Annotated in this window: 10 protein-coding genes; all 10 read right to left on the reverse strand. The window is 67.3% G+C overall.

The features are described from left to right. Positions 1–14: 14 nt before the first annotated feature. The 10 genes from fdhF to gbdR all read right to left on the reverse strand — a co-directional run bounded on the left by fdhF (position 15) and on the right by gbdR (position 15,779). On the reverse strand, positions 15–2,969 hold the full coding sequence (gene fdhF, locus NFI08_RS13360) for a formate dehydrogenase subunit alpha (protein WP_349589926.1): 2,955 nt from the start codon (positions 2,967–2,969) through the stop codon (positions 15–17). Continuing rightward, complete coding sequence (locus tag NFI08_RS13365) at positions 2,969–4,726, reverse strand: NADH-ubiquinone oxidoreductase-F iron-sulfur binding region domain-containing protein (protein WP_286986094.1); 1,758 nt, start codon at positions 4,724–4,726, stop codon at positions 2,969–2,971. Before NFI08_RS13365 ends, fdhF begins: the two co-directional genes overlap by 1 nt. 104 nt (positions 4,727–4,830) lie before the next feature. Further along, positions 4,831–5,928, reverse strand: a complete 1,098-nt coding sequence (locus NFI08_RS13370) for an electron transfer flavoprotein subunit beta (protein WP_349589929.1) — start codon at positions 5,926–5,928, stop codon at positions 4,831–4,833. Next, positions 5,918–7,363 carry an electron transfer flavoprotein subunit alpha/FixB family protein gene (locus tag NFI08_RS13375; RefSeq protein ID WP_349589932.1) on the reverse strand — a complete coding sequence of 482 codons (1,446 nt, stop codon included), beginning with the start codon at positions 7,361–7,363 and terminating at the stop codon, positions 5,918–5,920. The genes NFI08_RS13370 and NFI08_RS13375 overlap by 11 nt, the downstream gene beginning before the upstream one ends. Further along, on the reverse strand, positions 7,360–9,489 hold the full coding sequence (locus NFI08_RS13380; protein WP_349589935.1) for a (Fe-S)-binding protein: 2,130 nt from the start codon (positions 9,487–9,489) through the stop codon (positions 7,360–7,362). Before NFI08_RS13380 ends, NFI08_RS13375 begins: the two co-directional genes overlap by 4 nt. 60 nt (positions 9,490–9,549) lie before the next feature. Beyond that, on the reverse strand, positions 9,550–11,652 hold the full coding sequence (locus NFI08_RS13385) for an NADH:flavin oxidoreductase (RefSeq protein ID WP_108448109.1): 2,103 nt from the start codon (positions 11,650–11,652) through the stop codon (positions 9,550–9,552). A 228-nt stretch (positions 11,653–11,880) separates the two neighbouring features. Further along, positions 11,881–12,426, reverse strand: a complete 546-nt coding sequence (locus NFI08_RS13390) for a DUF5943 domain-containing protein (RefSeq protein WP_108448108.1) — start codon at positions 12,424–12,426, stop codon at positions 11,881–11,883. Positions 12,427–12,468: 42 nt separating this feature from the next. Next, positions 12,469–13,482: a dipeptidase gene (locus NFI08_RS13395; protein WP_108448107.1), complete on the reverse strand. Its 1,014-nt coding sequence runs from the start codon at positions 13,480–13,482 to the stop codon at positions 12,469–12,471. Between the two features lie 284 nt (positions 13,483–13,766). Further along, positions 13,767–14,465: a monofunctional biosynthetic peptidoglycan transglycosylase gene (gene mtgA, locus NFI08_RS13400; RefSeq protein ID WP_045994978.1), complete on the reverse strand. Its 699-nt coding sequence runs from the start codon at positions 14,463–14,465 to the stop codon at positions 13,767–13,769. A gap of 198 nt (positions 14,466–14,663) precedes the next feature. Next, complete coding sequence (gbdR, locus tag NFI08_RS13405) at positions 14,664–15,779, reverse strand: choline metabolism transcriptional regulator GbdR (protein ID WP_045994991.1); 1,116 nt, start codon at positions 15,777–15,779, stop codon at positions 14,664–14,666. Between the last annotated feature and the right edge of the window lie 543 nt (positions 15,780–16,322).

Here is a 16,322-nt window from a genome sequence, read left to right on the forward strand (position 1 = left end):
GTCTTACGTTCAGATTAGGTGACCTGGGCCGGCTCGGCGCGACTCAAGCGACAGGCGGCATACTTGAACTCCGGAATCTTGCCGTAGGGGTCCAGCGCCGGATTGGTCAGCAGATTGACCGCCGCCTCAACATAGCAGAAGGGCACGAACACCATGCCGTCGGGCATGCCGTCGTCGAGCCGCGCCACCAGTGTGATGGCGCCACGCCGGGTGGTGATGGTCACCCGCTCTCCCGGTTGCACGCCCAGCCGGGTGAGCTCCCCCGCCGACAGGCTGGCCACCGCCTCGGGCTCCAGGTCGTCGAGCACCTGGGCCCGGCGGGTCATCGACCCGGTGTGCCAATGCTCAAGCTGGCGTCCGGTGGACAGCACCGTCGGGTAGTCGCGGTCTATGGGTTCATCGGGCGGCAGCGGCAACGCCGGCGAGAAACGCGCCTTGCCGCTCGCCGTGGGGAAGGCCTCGGAGAACACCACGTCTTCGCCCGGCGCCCCTTCCGCCAGGCAGGGATAGGTGACCGCGCCTTCGCGCTCGAGTCGCTCCCAGTCGATATGGTTCAGCGAGGCCATCCCCTTCTGCATCTCGGCGTAGACCTCGCGCGGGTGGCCATAGTCCCAGTCGAGACCGAAGCGCCGCGCCATCTCCTGGATGATCCACCAGTCCGGCCGCGCATCACCGGGCAGCGGCAGCGCCTGGCGCCCTAGCTGCACCTGACGGTTGGTGTTGGTCACGGTACCGTCCTTTTCCGGCCAGCTCGAGGCCGGCAGGATGACGTCGGCGAACTGCGCCGTCTCGGTGACGAACAGGTCCTGCACCACCAGATGTTCGAGGCTTGCCAGCGCCCCACGGGCGTGGGTCAGGTCCGGGTCCGACATGGCCGGGTTCTCGCCCAGAATGTACATGCCGCGGATGGTGCCGGCGTGGATGGCGTCCATGATCTCGACCACGGTGAGTCCCGGCTCGGGATCCAGGGCGTCGCCGCTGCCGTCGCTGCTTGTGCCAGCGTTGCCCCAGAGTTCCTCGAAGGAGGCCCTCACCTGGGCGTCGGACACCGGCTGGTAGTCCGGCAGCACCATCGGGATCAGGCCGGCGTCGGAGGCCCCCTGGACATTGTTCTGGCCACGCAGCGGATGCAGGCCGGTGCCGGGGCGCCCGGTGTGACCACAGGCCAGCGCCATCGAGATCAGGCAGCGGGCATTGTCGGTGCCGTGGGTATGCTGGGAGATCCCCATGCCCCAGAAGATCATCGCCCGTTCGGCGTTGGCGTATTCCCGCGCCGCTGCGCGGATCTCGTCGGCGGGCACGCCACAGGCCATGGCCACCGACTCCGGCGTCTGATCGCGCACCGATGCCTTGAGCCGCTCGAAGCCCTCGGTGTGCTCACGGATATAGGCCTCATCGAAGAGCTGCTCGTCGATGATGACGTTCAGCATGGCGTTGAACAGCGAGACGTCGGCCCCCGGGGTGAAGCGCAGTACCCGATGGGCATAGGCGCCCATGGCCTGGCCCCGTGGGTCGATGATGATGAACCGGGTGCCACCCTTGGCCGCCTGTTTGAAGAAGGTCGCCGCCACCGGATGATTGACCGCCGGATTGCAGCCGGTGAGGATCACCACGTCGGCGTTCAGCGCCTGCATGAAGGAGGCGGTCACCGCACCGGAGCCGATGCATTCCATCAGCGCCGCCACCGAGCTTGCGTGACACAGCCGGGTGCAGTGGTCGACGTTGTTGGAGCCGAAGCCGGTGCGTACCAGCTTCTGGAACAGCCAGGCCTCCTCGTTGGAGCACTTGGCACTGCCGAAGCCTGCCAGCGCCCTGGGACCGTGGTCGGCCTTGAGCCGGGTCAGGCCCCCGGCGGCCAGCGCCAGCGCCTCGTCCCAGTCGGCCTCACGAAAATGGGTCAGTGGCCGGGCGGGATCGAAGCCCTCATCCATACCCTTGGGCACGCCCTCGCGCCGCACCAGCGGCCGGGTCAGCCGCGACGGGTGACGGCCGTAGTCGAAGCCGAAGCGTCCCTTGACGCACAGCCGTCCCTGGTTGGCCGGGCCGTCGCGGCCTTCCACGTAGAGGATGGCGTCATCCTTGACGTGGTAGGTCAACTGGCAGCCGACGCCGCAGTAGGGACACACCGAGTCCACCTTGCGCTCGGCGCTGTCGCTGTTGCCGCGGCCCTGGGCATCGATCAGGCTGGTCGGCGACAGGGCGCCGGTGGGACAGGCCTGGATGCACTCGCCGCAACCCACGCAGCTGCTCTGGCCCATAACGTCATCGAGGTCGAACACCACCTTGCTGGCGGCGCCGCGATGGGCCATGCCGATGACGTCATTGACCTGCACCTCACGACAGGCGCGCACGCACAGGGTGCAGTGGATACAGGCGTCCAGATTGACCGTCATCGCCGGATGGCTGGTGTCGTGGCCTGCTGTCGCGGAAGCACGGCGCCCCCCGCTCGCATCGTCTGCGATCGGCGGGCACTGGCCGGGAAGGCGAGCGCCGGGCGCATGACGCACGACGTCGGGCCTGCGCCTGGGATAGCGTGCGCGGGCGCGGGTGGCGTCCACCGCCAGGTGATCGGCCATCTGCCACAGCTGGCTTGCACGGTCCGGGCTATCGTCGCGCGGCGGCTGATCGCTGAGCAGCAGCTCCAGCACGCCCTCGCGGGCGACCCGGGCGCGCTCGGACGACTGGCTTCTGACCACCATCTCGGGGCGCGCCTCCCTCAGGCAGCTGGCGGCGAGCACCCGCTCGCCTTCGATCTCCACCATGCAGGCACGGCAGTTGCCGTCGGCGCGGTAGCCGCTGGCGTCCTTGAAGCACAGGTGCGGTATGGTCTCCCCGGCACGCTTGGCCACCTGCCACAGGGTCTCGCCGGGCCAGGCTCTCACTTCGACACCATCCAGCGTCAGCGTGAAGGACTCAAGCGTCGAATCATCAGCGACGTGGGAGACAAAAGCGTTCCGGGATCCGGTCATCAGCATGCTCCCTCGGCGGTATCGGTGACGATGATGTCGTGGCGCCCCAGATCATCGCGGAAGTGGCGCAGCAGACTCAGCACCGGATTCGGCGCCGCCTGCCCCAGGCCGCAGATCGAGGCGTCCTGCATCACCCGGGACAACCGCTCCAGGTCCTCCACCACCCATCGATCGCGCTCGAGCAGGCTCAGCATCTTCTCGCTGCCGACCCGACAGGGGGTGCACTGACCGCAGGATTCATCGGCGAAAAAGGCCAGCAGGTTGGTGGCCACCGCACGCAGGTCGTCCTGGTCGGACAGCACGATCACCGCCGCCGAGCCGATAAAGCAGCCCTCGGCCTGGAGGGTGTCGAAGTCCAGTGCGATATCCGCCTTGGCGGCAGGCAGGATACCGCCGGAGGCGCCCCCCGGTAGATAGCCGGCCAACCGATGGCCCGGCGCCATGCCGCCGCCGTACTCGTCGACCAGTTCGCGCAGGCTGATACCGGCGGGCGCCAGATAGACGCCAGGCCGCCGTACCCGCCCGGACAGCGAGAAACTGCGAAGGCCGCTGCGCTCACGTCGGCCCTGACCGGCGTACATGGCCACGCCCTCGCGCCACAATACCGGTATCCAGTACAGGGTCTCGACGTTGTTGACCAGGGTTGGCCGGCCAAACAGGCCCTTATGGGCGACCAGCGGCGGACGATGCCTGGGCTTGCCGGGCTTGCCCTCCAGCGACTCGATCATCGCCGACTCTTCGCCGCAGATGTAGGCCCCGGCGCCACGCCTGAGGATAAGCTGGCCTGGCTTTGCGATACCGGCGTCTTCAAGCTCCTCGATGGCCTCGCTCAGCACCCGGTGGACGCCGGGATACTCGTCGCGCAGGTAGATATAGACGCCTTCTGCCTCGACCGCCCAGCAGGCCACCAGGGCGCCTTCCAGCATCTGGTGGGGCGCGCGCTCCAGGTAGTAGCGATCCTTGAAGGTCCCCGGTTCACCCTCGTCGGCGTTGACCGCGCACCAGCGAGGCCCAGGCTCGGCGCGAACGCTCTGCCACTTGCGATGGGTCGGGAAACCCGCGCCGCCAAGACCCCGCAGGCCCGCGCGCTCAAGCATCGAGGTCAGCGCATCGACCGTCACCTGACCTTCCCGGCAGCCGCGCAGCAGCTCGTAGCCGCCCTCTCGGCGATACTCATCAAGGCGCTGCCACAGCACCGCCTCGGGATGGGTCTTGCCGGTTTCCACCAGCACCTCCACCGCCTGCGGGGTGGCGTGGCCCAGGTGGTGATGGCCCACCTCGACCACCGGCGCCAGATCGCAGCGCCCCATGCAGGGGGCGCGGGTGACGCGCACCTGTTCGGGGTCGAGGCCGCCTGACAGCGCCTCGGCCAGACGCTCGGCCCCGGCAAGCTCGCAGGACAGCGAGTCGCACACGCGCACCGTCAGCGCGGGAGGCGGCGCCTCGCCGTCATGCACCACATCGAAGTGGGCATAGAAACTCGCCGTCTCGTAGACCGCCGCCATCGGCAGCGTCATGTAGCTCGCAAGCGCCCTCAGCCAGGCAAGCGCCAGATGACCGTTGGCGTCCTGGATGGCGTGCAGGTGCTCGATCAACAGATCCCGCCGTCGCAGCTCGGGATGCTTGCGTTCATCGCCCAGCAGCTTGCGCAGCGATTCGAGGATGTCCGGATCGGTCTGGCGCCCCTTGAGGGTCGCCCGGGTGCGCCGGGGTCGGCTGGCGCCGGAGGTCACGGTGGTATCGGATTCAACGGTCATTGCTTGACTCTAGTTATGTCCATGTAAGGCAGCGACGCGGCCTGAGCCAGAGCGACCCGCGCTGTCACTGGCAGCCCATGTCTCGATGCTGGCACCGCTTGACGTCAGCGTCCATTGCCTTGTGGATCCTCCGGCTGATCGTTGCGGGCCCCATCGGTCGACAAGACGCCTTCCGCCTCGAGCATCGACAGGATGGCGGCGGCTCCCTCTGCGGCCGAGACGTTCTCGAGCACCCGACCGCCACTCTTTTCGGCCTTGGCGGCGGCGGCCTTGAAGCGATCCCGGGCGTTGGTAGCGGTAACGATCTTGAGCCGCTTGGGACGTGCCCGGGCCGGGGTAAGCGGCCACTGCTCCACCGCCGGGTCCAGCACCAGCTCTTCGCCTGACTCGACCAGACGCAGCTGACCACGCCGGGCCGGACCAAAGGCGCTCTGGCGCGCGGCTGGCGCGGCGCTGTCCACCCCCAGGATCGCCGGCAGGGTCACCGCCAGTCGGCGTCGCTGCCCCTGCGGCAGCGCCTGTAGCACGATGGCCCGAGGCTGCGCGTTCTCCTTGCCACCCGCCTCCTCGTCCCCCTCGCAACGCTCGATCGTCTCGATACGCTCGATGGCGACCACACCGGGCACCCAGGCCCAGCCAAGTTGCTCGGCCAGCGCCATGGGCAGCATACCGGTACCCTCGCCCTGCTCGGCACGCATCCCGCACAGCGCCAGGCGCGCCTGGCTGTTGCGGACGTCCCGTGCCGCTGGCAATGCCAGCGATGCCCGAAGTGGCGCCATGGCGTCCGCCGCCGCCGGTGCCTGAATCCAGCGAATGGCGTCCAGGCCCATGCCCAGATAACCGCGCAGCGCGGCTTCGGTGTCGGCGTGTTCCGGCCCCAGGTGCCAGGGAATCAACTCCACCTCGGGAGGGGGCGTCTTCTCAGCCACTAACGCCTCTCTCAGTGATAGCGCCTGTTTCAGAGACAGCGCCATTTCCAGCGCCCGGGCGTCGCCATCGGCACGCTGGGCGCGACCGGTCAGGCGATGTCGTCCCACCGACAAAAGCACATCCAGGCGAAGCGAGGTAATGGCGCCGACTTTCGAATTGCCAGCATCGGCGCTTGAGGCGTTGGCGTTGGCGCTGACATTGGCTTTGGCTTTGGCTTTGGCTTTCGCCCCGGCCTCGGCCTCGCAACGCGTGGAGGAAGATTCAGGCAACATTCAGGGCCTCCTGTGGGGACGTTTGCGCTTTCCCGGCCTCGCTGGCATCGCCAGGCACTCGTCCACGCCCAGCGCCACCATCGCTTTCACCACCTTTACCACCTGCCCCGGCCTCGACCAGACGTACCAGCTCGGCGAGGATCTCGTCGCCATCGCCAATCACCGACAGATCGGCCCGCTTGACCATATCGCAACCGGCGTCGCGGTTGACGGCGATGACCTTGTCGCAGCGCTGGATACCCTGCAGATGCTGGATAGCCCCGCTGATCCCCACTGCCAGGTAGACCCGGGCGCTGACGAAGGTGCCGGTAGCGCCCACCTGGCGATGGCGTGGCATATGGCCGTCGTCCACCGCCACCCGGGAGGCGCCTTCGCTGGCCCCCAGCGCCAGGGCGGCCCGATGAAAGCCGGGCCAGTCGCCAACGCCATTGCCGCCGGACAGGATAAAGGGCGCCTCGTGCAGGGCGATTTCGGCAGGGTCCACCGCCACCGCCCCAAGATCCTCGACCCTTGCTAGGGGTGCTTGGGGTGCGCACGGTGGCTCCAGGACCATCGCTCTCGCCTCATGGCGGGTCTCGACCACCGGCTCGGCGCACTCGGCCAGCGCCATCAGGATGCGCGGCAGCGGACGAGGCTGGTCCTCGCGACCGGAGCCGGTACGACAGACACACGACCCGCCGGCATCGAGCCCGCCATCCGCCTCGACCCGCCACACTCCACAGGCGGGCCGCTCGCCCAGCCGTACCGCCAGCCTGCGCCCCAGATCGCCGCCATCCAGGGCGGTATCCGGGAACAGCCAATAGCGCGGGGCCAGCGCCTCCTCCACTCGGGTACAGGCCGCCAGGCGTGCCTCGGGGGCATAACCCTCCGCCACGGCCAGGCAGACCACCCGGTCGGCCCCGGCCTCGCCCAGCGCCTGCTCCAGCGCGGGTGGCGGCGAATCCCCAAACAGGATGGCCACCACGGCCAGTTCAGCTCCTTCTGGCTGCGAACCGCTATCGGCCAGTCGACGGGCCAGGCCGAACAGATCGCGATCGTGCTCGGTCAGCCTGCCGGTGGCGGTATCCGGGACCACCGCGATCCAGCCCGCCGGGGCTTCCAGCGTCACCGCGCGGCGCCGGTCGTGGGCGGACTCAACATGCGTGGCCTGGGCGCGAACTGCAGGCGACGCGGTGGCTCCCGCCTGGGCTCCGCTGCGGTCGATGCGCTTGAGACCGTTGGGGCCAATAAAGCCCACCGCGTGCGGGTTCCGGCGCAACCGTCCCTGGGGGCCCATCCACGCCGGTGGCGTGGTGGCGCCCTCCAACGTGGCCAGCACCGCCTGATGCTGCGGATGCAAGCGGTTGCGGGCGATCCACTCTTGCCGGGGATCGCGACGCCGCCGAGCCGTCTGCCCAGGGGCACTGCCCCGCATCGCTTCGTCGGACGCGCTCATTGGCTCAGCTCCTCTACGTCCTGCGCCACGCCTTGATCGATATCGCTGGCAGGGCTCCTCGTGGGCGCCTGTCCCTTATTCGCCTGCCCCTTATTCGTCTGCCCCTTGTGCGCCAGCCGCTTGCCGGCCGGCGGCTCGATCAGTGCCTCGGCCACCAGCTCGGCGATATCGCGCACCTGGGCGGTGGCATCGACCACCCCTTCGAGCATGGCGGTGCACTGGGGGCAGCCCACCGCCACCAGCTCGGCGCCGGTCTCGGCCACGTCGGCCATGCGCATGTCGGGAATCCGCCGCTCGCCAGGTACGTCGGTGATCGGGGCGCCGCCACCGCCACCGCAGCAGCGTGAACGGAAACCGGAGCGCTGCATCTCGGATAGCTCGATGCCGAGCGCCGCCAGCACCTGGCGCGGCGCCTCGTATTCGCCGTTGTAGCGCCCCAGATAGCAAGGGTCATGGTAGGTGACACGGCCACGCTGACGGGACTCGAGCGTGAGCCGTCCGTCGGCGATCAATTCCTGGATAAAGGTGCTGTGGTGGCGCACCCGGTAGTCGCCGCCGAAGGCGCCGTACTCGTTGCCAAGCACGTGGAAGCTGTGGGGGTCGCAGGTGACGATGGTCTGAAAGCGATAGTGTGAAAGCGTCGCCACGTTGGCCCTGGCCAGACGCTGAAAGGTCGCCTCGTCTCCCAGCCGGCGCGCCACGTCGCCGCTATCGCGCTCCTCGTTACCAAGCACGGCAAAGTCCACCGACGCCGCCCGCAGGATCTTGACCAGGGCACGCAGAGTGCGCTGGTTACGCATGTCGAAGGCGCCATCGCCCAGCCACAGCAGCACATCCACCTGGCCGTAGTCGCGCATCAGCGGAAGTTCCAGGTCGGCCGCCCAGTGCATGCGTGACCCGGGGGCAAAGCCGCCGGGATTGTCGGTGGCGATCAGATTGTCGAGCACCGCCGCGCCCTTGCCCGGGGTCTTGCCGCGCTCCAGGGTCAGGTGACGGCGCAGGTCGACGATGGCGTCCACGTGCTCGATCATCATCGGGCACTCTTCCACGCAGGCCCGGCAGGTGGTGCAGGACCACAGGGTATCGGCATCGAGCAAGGCGCCGCCCGCCTCGACGACGATGGGTCCTCCCGGCCGGCCCTGGTTCTGAGACTTGTCTTGACCTCTATCTTGAGTGAGCGGCCGGCCGGGATAGGGCGAACCGTGGTAGCTGTCGGCGCTGGCGCCGGTCATGCCCCGGACCATATCCTGGATCAGCTTCTTGGGATTGAGCGGCTGGCCGGCGGCGAAGGCCGGGCACACCGCCTCGCAGCGCCCGCACTGCACGCAGGCATCGAAGCCCAGGCGCTGGTTCCAGGTGAAGTCCTCGGGACACGCCACCCCCAGCGGCACCTCGGGGTCGTCCAGATCGAGCGCCTTGAGCCCGGTGGAGCGCGGCGTGCGTCCCTCGCGCTCGCTTGAGCGCGTGGAAAAGCGCTCTGCCCGGCGATGCCAAGCCAGGTGCAGCGCACCGGCGAAGGCGTGCTTCATCGGCCCGCCCCAGGTCATGCCCAGCATCATCTCGGCGAGTCCCAGCGCGAGTCCCACCAGCAACACGCCGGCAAGCGCCCAGCCGAGGATGCCGCCGAGCCAGCCTGGCGGCAGCAGCGAGGACAGCAGGCCGACCAGTGCAACGCCGGCAAGGCTTGCCGAGAAAACCGTGAGGCTCCTGGGCAGGCGCATCCAGGGGCCACGCGACAGCCGCGCCGGCGGCGAGCGCCGACGCCTGGCGACCAGCCTGGCACCGACCAGCATCAGCACGCTGGCGGCCAGCATCAGGCCGGTCAGGCCGAGCCTTAGCCCTGACGGCATCGGCACCAGCAACACCAGCAGCATCAGCAGCGCAGCGGCGACGAAACCCCCGGCAGTGGCCACGTGGGTGTGGGCGAAGGCCTTGTCCCGGGCCACCACGTGGTGCAGATCCACCAGATAGCGTCGTGGCATCGCCGCCAGGCCCGCCAACCAGGGCACCGGCGAGGGCCGCCCGCGTCGCCACAGGGTGAAGCGTCTGGCCCCACCCACCAGGGTCAGTGTCAGCACGGCCAGCACCAGCACGGCCAGCAGGTCAGGAAGAACGGTTGCGGGCATCTTCTATCTCCTCTCGACGAGGGTCAGGCGGGCGGCGACTGGGCCGCCCTCGTGGCTCGCTCAAACGTCCTTGCACAGACGCAGGGCGTCATAGATCGCGGCGTGCACATTGCGCGGCGCCACCCCGTCGCCCAGTCGGAACAGCACGAAACCGGCGCTGCGATCTCCAGCGCTGCCACCTTCTGCGTCCAGGTGCGCCAGGCAGGGCTGCGGCCTGGCCGCGTAGAGCGCTTCCAGATCGACCTGACCGCGATTGAGCGAGGCCTCCTTCATCTCGAGGTAGAGCCGCTCGTCCGGGCGCACGCCGTTCTCCACCACGATCTGGTCGACCACGCGCTCCTCCTGCACCCCGCTGTACTCGTTCTCGAGCACCGCCACCAGCGACGCCCCCTCGCGGTAGACCTCGTGCAGCATCAGGTCCGAGGTCATGATGACCTCCTTCTCGTACAGGCTGCGGTAGTAGGTGGGGAAGGTGGTGCCCCCCACCGCGGCCCCGGGCTTGATGTCGTCGGTGACGATCTCGACCCGGGCGCCCTTGTCGGCCAGAAAGTCGGCGGCGGATACCCCGGAGAACTCGCAGATGGAATCGAACACCAGCACGTTCTGGCCCGGTGCCACCTTGCCCGAGAGGATGTCCCAGGTGCTGACAACCAGGCTCTTTTCCGGGTCAGGGTCGAAGCCCCAGTCGGCGTACTGGTCGAGAAACGGCCGTCCGCCGGTGGCCAGCACCACCAGGTCGGGCCTCAGGTCATCGATGGTGGGTACATCGGCCCGGGTGCCCAGGCGCAGGTCCACCTTGAGCCGGGCAAGTTCGAGCTGATACCAGCGGGTAATCCCGGCGATCTGGTCGCGACTCGGGGCCCTAGCCGCCAGGGTGATCTGGCCGCCCAGGCTGTCCTCGGCCTCGAACAGGGTCACCTCATGGCCGCGCTCGGCCAGCACCCGGGCGGCCTCCATGCCACCGGGACCGCCACCCACCACCACCGCGCGACGCCTCGGGCCTTCGCTCTGGCTGATGACATGCGGCAGGCCCATATACTCCCGCGATGTCGCCGCGTTCTGGATGCACAGCACGTCGAGGCCCTGGTACTGGCGATCGATGCAGTAGTTGGCGCCGACGCACTGACGGATCTGGTCGACCTGGCCCATCTTGATCTTGGCGATCAGGTGGGGGTCGGCGATATGCGCCCGGGTCATCCCCACCAGGTCGACGTAGCCGCCTTCGAGGATGCGGTTGGCCTGGGTCGGGTCCTTGATGTTCTGGGCGTGGATCACCGGCACGCTGACCACTTCCTTGATACCCGCGGCCAGGTGCAGGAAGGGCTCCGGCGGATAGGACATGTTGGGAATGACGTTGGCCAGGGAGTTGTGGGTGTCACAGCCGGAGCCGACCACGCCGAAGAAGTCCACCTTGCCGGTGGCGTCGTAGTAGGCGGCGATGGCCTTCATGTCGTCGTGGGTCAGGCCATCGGGGTGGAACTCGTCGCCGCAGATGCGCATGCCCACCACGAAGTCGTCGCCGACCTCGGCACGCACCGCCTTGAGCACCTCCAGGCCAAAGCGCATGCGGCCCTCGAAGGTGCCGCCCCAGGCGTCCTCGCGCTTGTTGACGCGGGGGCTCCAGAACTGGTCGATCAGGTGCTGGTGCACGGCGGACAGCTCGACCCCATCGAGACCGCCCTCCTTGGCCCGGCGAGCGGCCTGGGCGAAGTCACCGACGATGCGCCAGATTTCCTCCTCCTCGATGGTCTTGCAGGTGGAGCGGTGGACCGGCTCGCGGATGCCCGAGGGTGACACCAGGGTTGGCCAGTCGTGGCCATCCCAGCGCGAACGACGCCCCATATGGGTAATCTGGATCATGATCTTGCCGCCGTGACGGTGTACCGCCTCGGCCAGATTCTGAAAGTGCGGGATGATGCGGTCGGTGGACAGGTTCACCGAACTCCACCAGGCCTGGGGGCTGTCGATGGAGACCACCGAGGAGCCGCCGCAGATGCATAGCCCGCAGCCGCCCTTGGCCTTCTCCTCGTAGTAGCGCACGTAGCGCTCCGTGGTCATGCCACCGTCGGTGGCGTGGACCTCGGCGTGGGCGGTGCTGACCACACGATTGCGAATGGTCTGACTGCCGATGGTGATCGGCTCGAAGATCGCGTCAAAGGCCATGGGGAAACTCCTCTGCCCGGACGAAGGTGGAACCACGAAAGACGCTTGGCCTGCGGTGGTCGCTGACTGGGGTCGCTGACGGGAGCCGCTGGCTGGGCTCGCCGACGGGGGTTGCTGGCTGAGCTCGCCGACCGGGGTTGCTGATTAGGGTCGCCGATCGGGTTCGCCGAACAGCGTCACCTGACAGGAACACCAGGGCGGCGCACCGAATCGACGAGATAGCGCAGCTCAGCGAGGCACGGTGGCGAGCGGCTGGACCTCGAAGCGGCCTACCTCGCAGCCTGGCTCGGCGGCGCTCTGGGTCTGCTCGGCACGGGTACGCAGCGCCGACCCCGAGGCCGCCAGAATCTGGTCCATGGCACCGGCGAACCAGCCGGTGAACATGTACTCGACCCGGTAGCCAACCTTGCCCAGCTGGTAGACGAAGGCGCTGTGTTCCAGTCGCACCCGGGCGGTCCCCGCCTCCAGGTCGATGGCCTCGGTGATGAAGCGGCCCCAGCCTCGCTGGGACAGACGCGTCATGTAGTGCTCGAACACCGCCTCGCCGACCAGACCGTGCAACTCGGCCTCCTTCTCGCACCAGTGCCAGGCGCTCTTGTAGCCGGCGTGGTAGAGAATCTCGGCGTAGGCCTCGACGCCCAGCGCCTGCTCCACGGCGATATGGTTGTTGATAAAGAAGTGTCGCGGCACATACAGCATCGGCAGGGCATCGGAGGTCCAGACACCGGTCTCGACGTCCACCTCTATGGGCAGTTCAGGCGCCATCTTGGTCACGGTCGACTCCTTGGCAGGCGGTATTGTTGTGGTGGTTGTGTGCTATTCGCCCCAGACATCGGCCAGCACCCGTACCCAGTTCTCGCCCATGATCTTGCGCACCTGGGCCTCGCTGAGGCCGTGGCGCAGCAGCGCTTCGGTGAGGTTGCCGAACTCGCCGATGGTGCGAATCCCCTTGGGGTTGATGATCTCGCCAAAGGAGGTCAGGCGACGGGCGTAGCCCTTGTCGTGGGTCAGCCACTCGAAGAAGGCCTGGTCGTGGCCCTGGGTGAAGTCGGTGCCGATACCGATGGCGTCTTCGCCGACGATGTTCATCACGTAGACGATGGCCTCGACGTAGTCGTCGATGGTGGCGTTGACCCCGGCCCGCAGGAAGGGGGTGAACATGGTCACGCCGACGAAGCCGCCGTGGTCGGCGATAAACTTGAGCTCCTCGTCGGACTTGTTGCGCGGATGTTCCTTGAGCCCGGAGGGCAGGCAGTGGGAATAACAGACCGGCCTGGACGACTCGAGGATCACTTCGCGCGAGGTGTTGGCGCCAACGTGAGACAGGTCACACATCACCCCGACCCGGTTCATCTCGGCGACGATCTCGCGACCGAAGCCGGACAGGCCACCGTCGCGCTCGTAGCAGCCGGTGCCCACCAGGTTCTGGGTGTTGTAGCAGAGCTGGACGATACCGACGCCGAGCTTCTTGAAGATCTCGACGTAGCCGATCTGGTCTTCAAAAGCATGGGCATTCTGAAAGCCGAAGATGATGCCGGTCTTGTCTTGCTGCTTGGCACGCCGGATGTCTGCGGTGGTGCGCACCGGCAGCACCAGGTCGCTGCACTCTTCCATCAGCGCGTTGGTGGCCACGATATTGTCCACCGTGGCCTGGAACCCCTCCCACACCGACACGGTGCAGTTGGCCGCCGACAGCCCACCACGGCGCATGTCCTCGAGGAGTTCACGGCTCCACTTGGCGATGATCAGACCGTCGATCACCGTGGCCTCGCGGTGAAGCGCCCGGGCGTCGATGGCACCAGTTTCGGTTTGCGTCAGAGGGGAGTTCATCGCTGTTGTCCTTACCCGCTTCAGGGAGAGCGCCAGCGGCAAACGCTGGCGTTGTGCGGGCAGGATAGCGCCGCCCCGGGGGGCCACGACGCCTGATTGCGACGACGAGAATTCCAAAAGCGTCACCGCCGTTCCGGCAGCGACAAAAGGCACCCGTGGGCAAAGGAAAGAAGCGAAACGACGAGCGTCGAGACCGAGGGAAGGCGTGCCAGAAGTGAAGGGGCGAAGGGAAAAAGAAGCGAGTGGACAGAACCCAAAGGATCAAGGACTGCGACGCCTGCCGGCTACAGCTTCTCCAGGTAGCCAAGGCCCAGGTTATTCATCTGTCGCTGAATCCAGGCGGCATGACGGGCGGTGCGCGGCCCCGGGTGCGAGGCGCTGCGCTCTCGCGGGTTGGGCAGCACCGCCGCCAGGCGGGCCGCCTGGGCGGCGCTCAACTGATCGGCACCGACGCCAAAGTAGTGGCGACTGGCGGCCTCCAGGCCAAAGACCCCCCGGTCGAATTCGACGATATTGAGATAGACCTCGAGGATGCGCTCCTTGGGCCACAGCAGTTCCATCAGGGTGGCGAACCAGGCCTCGAACACCTTGCGCACATAGTCCCGCCCGGTCCACAGAAACAGATTCTTGGCGGTCTGCTGGGTAATGGTGCTGGCCCCGCGCAGCGAGCCACCATTCATCGCGGACTCGATGGCACGCTTCAACTCCACCAGGTCGAAGCCATGATGGTCGGGGAAGCGCTGGTCTTCCGCCGCGATTACCGCCAGCTTGGCGTTGTCGGATAGCTCATCCCAGGGACGCCAGCGCTGCTGGATGTCCAGCGGCTCGCCGGAGAACCAGGACGAGACCTCGCGCTCCAGCATCACCATGGAGCCGAACACCGGCACCACGCGAAACACCAGCACCAGCACCACTGACCCCAGCGCAAAGGCAAGGGTGGCGCGTAGCAGAAGTCGGCTGAGAGGGCGCCACCAGTTGCGCATGCATCGGGCTCGGTTGGAATCGATCCGGGGAGTATATCAAGGCCTTGGGTGGGGCGGGCAATCGCCGCTGTCAGCATTTTACCGGTGTGGCCAAAGGCTCTCCTGCCGATATCTGGCGTCCAGGCATGCCGAAGCCTGGTCCCAGGCCTCGTCCAGCAAATTCAGCCAGCGAAGGCGCATTGTTCAACACGCCCTTCGCTACTTGGGCAACACCTTGAAGCTGCCGTAGGTCGGCTCCCCGCGGGCTTCTTCCAACGCCGACAGCGCCCGGGACACCGGTTCGTCAGGGGCCGCCGCCAGCAGCGGGGATACGGTGCTACCGGCCACCACCGGCGAGAAGGCGCTCCAGCCCAGTCGCTCCTCCCGCGGCGGCAGGCCGAAGCACTCGCGGTAGCACTTGGAGAAGTGCGGGGTGGAGACGAAGCCACAGGCGGCGGCGATATCGATGATCGACATCGAGGTCTGCTTCAACAGCTGACGGGCGCGATTGAGCCGCAGGCGCATGTAATAGCGCGACGGCGAGCAGTGCAGGTTGCGCTGGAACAGCCGTTCCAGCTGGCGCCGCGACAGGCTGACGTAGCGGGCCAGTTCGTCCAGGTCGATGGGCTCTTCAAGGTTGTTCTCCATCAGCGCGACGATCTCCTGCAGTCGCGGCTGGGTGGTGCCGAGCATATGCTTGAGCGGCACCCGCTGCTGGTCCTGCTCACCACGCACCCGGTCGCACACGAACATGTCGGAAATGCCCGCCGCCAGCTCGCGCCCATGGTCACGCCCGATCAGCGTCAGCATCATGTCCAGCGGCGCGGTGCCGCCGGAGCAGGTGAAACGGTCCCGGTCCATGGCGAAAAGTTTCGACGTCAGGCCGATGCCCGGGTAGGCCTCCTGCAGCGCTGCCTGGCACTCCCAATGGGTGCTGACCTCATAACCCTCGAGCAGCCCGGCCCGGGCCAGCGCCCAGGCGCCGGTACACACCGAGCCAAATCGCTTGAGGTGGCGTGCCTGGGCCTTCAGCCAGCTTACGTGGCCCTGGTGCACATGGCGGGTCGGCGCCACGCCGCCGCAGACCACGACCATGTCCAGCGACAGCGGCACCGTGATCGACGAGTCCGGCGTCACGGTCAGGCCGTCGCTGGCCTGAAGCGGCGCACCATCCAGGCTCAGGGTGAACCAGCGATAGAGTTCCTGGCCCGATAACTGGTTGGCCATGCGCAGCGGCTCGATGGCCGAGGCCAGCGAGATCAGGGTGAAATGCTCGAGCAGCAGAAAACCTACGGTCTGTGGCCCCTCGGGCCGGCTAGGCAGGGTCATGGTCATCTTCTCCACAGCGTCGGCCTCCTCGTCGCAAGCCACGAGGTACCGTCACGTCCATTTGTTGTTATCGCGACGTCGTAAACGGAACAGGACTCGCGCATGGTGTCGACACCCTCGACGTTGCCAGCGTCGCTACGGGTATCGCAGGCAGGAGCGTCCGTGCTTTTCTCCGACGACTTTACGCCTGGCGACTGAGTCTCGGCATCACAATAATCGCTATCGGCTGCCGCTTGACCAGTCGTCTCCGACAATGATGTCGCAGGTGACTATGACGAGGTCGCATCTGTCACCTGACAAGGCAAAGGATCGGCCATATTTCCCCATTCACGACAGGGCTATCTCTCCAGGCGACCCGTTGATGCCTTGCCGGGACGCCGCCTTTGGCTCGCCAGCCAGCGCACGCCCACCCCCTGCCCGGACACGCCAACACCCAGCACTCTCTTCCCCCACTCCATGGTCCGGAAGTTCAGGCCGCAGAAATCCCGGGCAAAAAAATAAGCCCAGAAACACCACGGCCCCCGATGATCGGGGGCCGTGGTGGATACC

The organism is Halomonas sp. EF61 (assembly GCF_040147045.1).
Taxonomy (GTDB): Bacteria; Pseudomonadota; Gammaproteobacteria; order Pseudomonadales; family Halomonadaceae; genus Halomonas; species Halomonas litopenaei.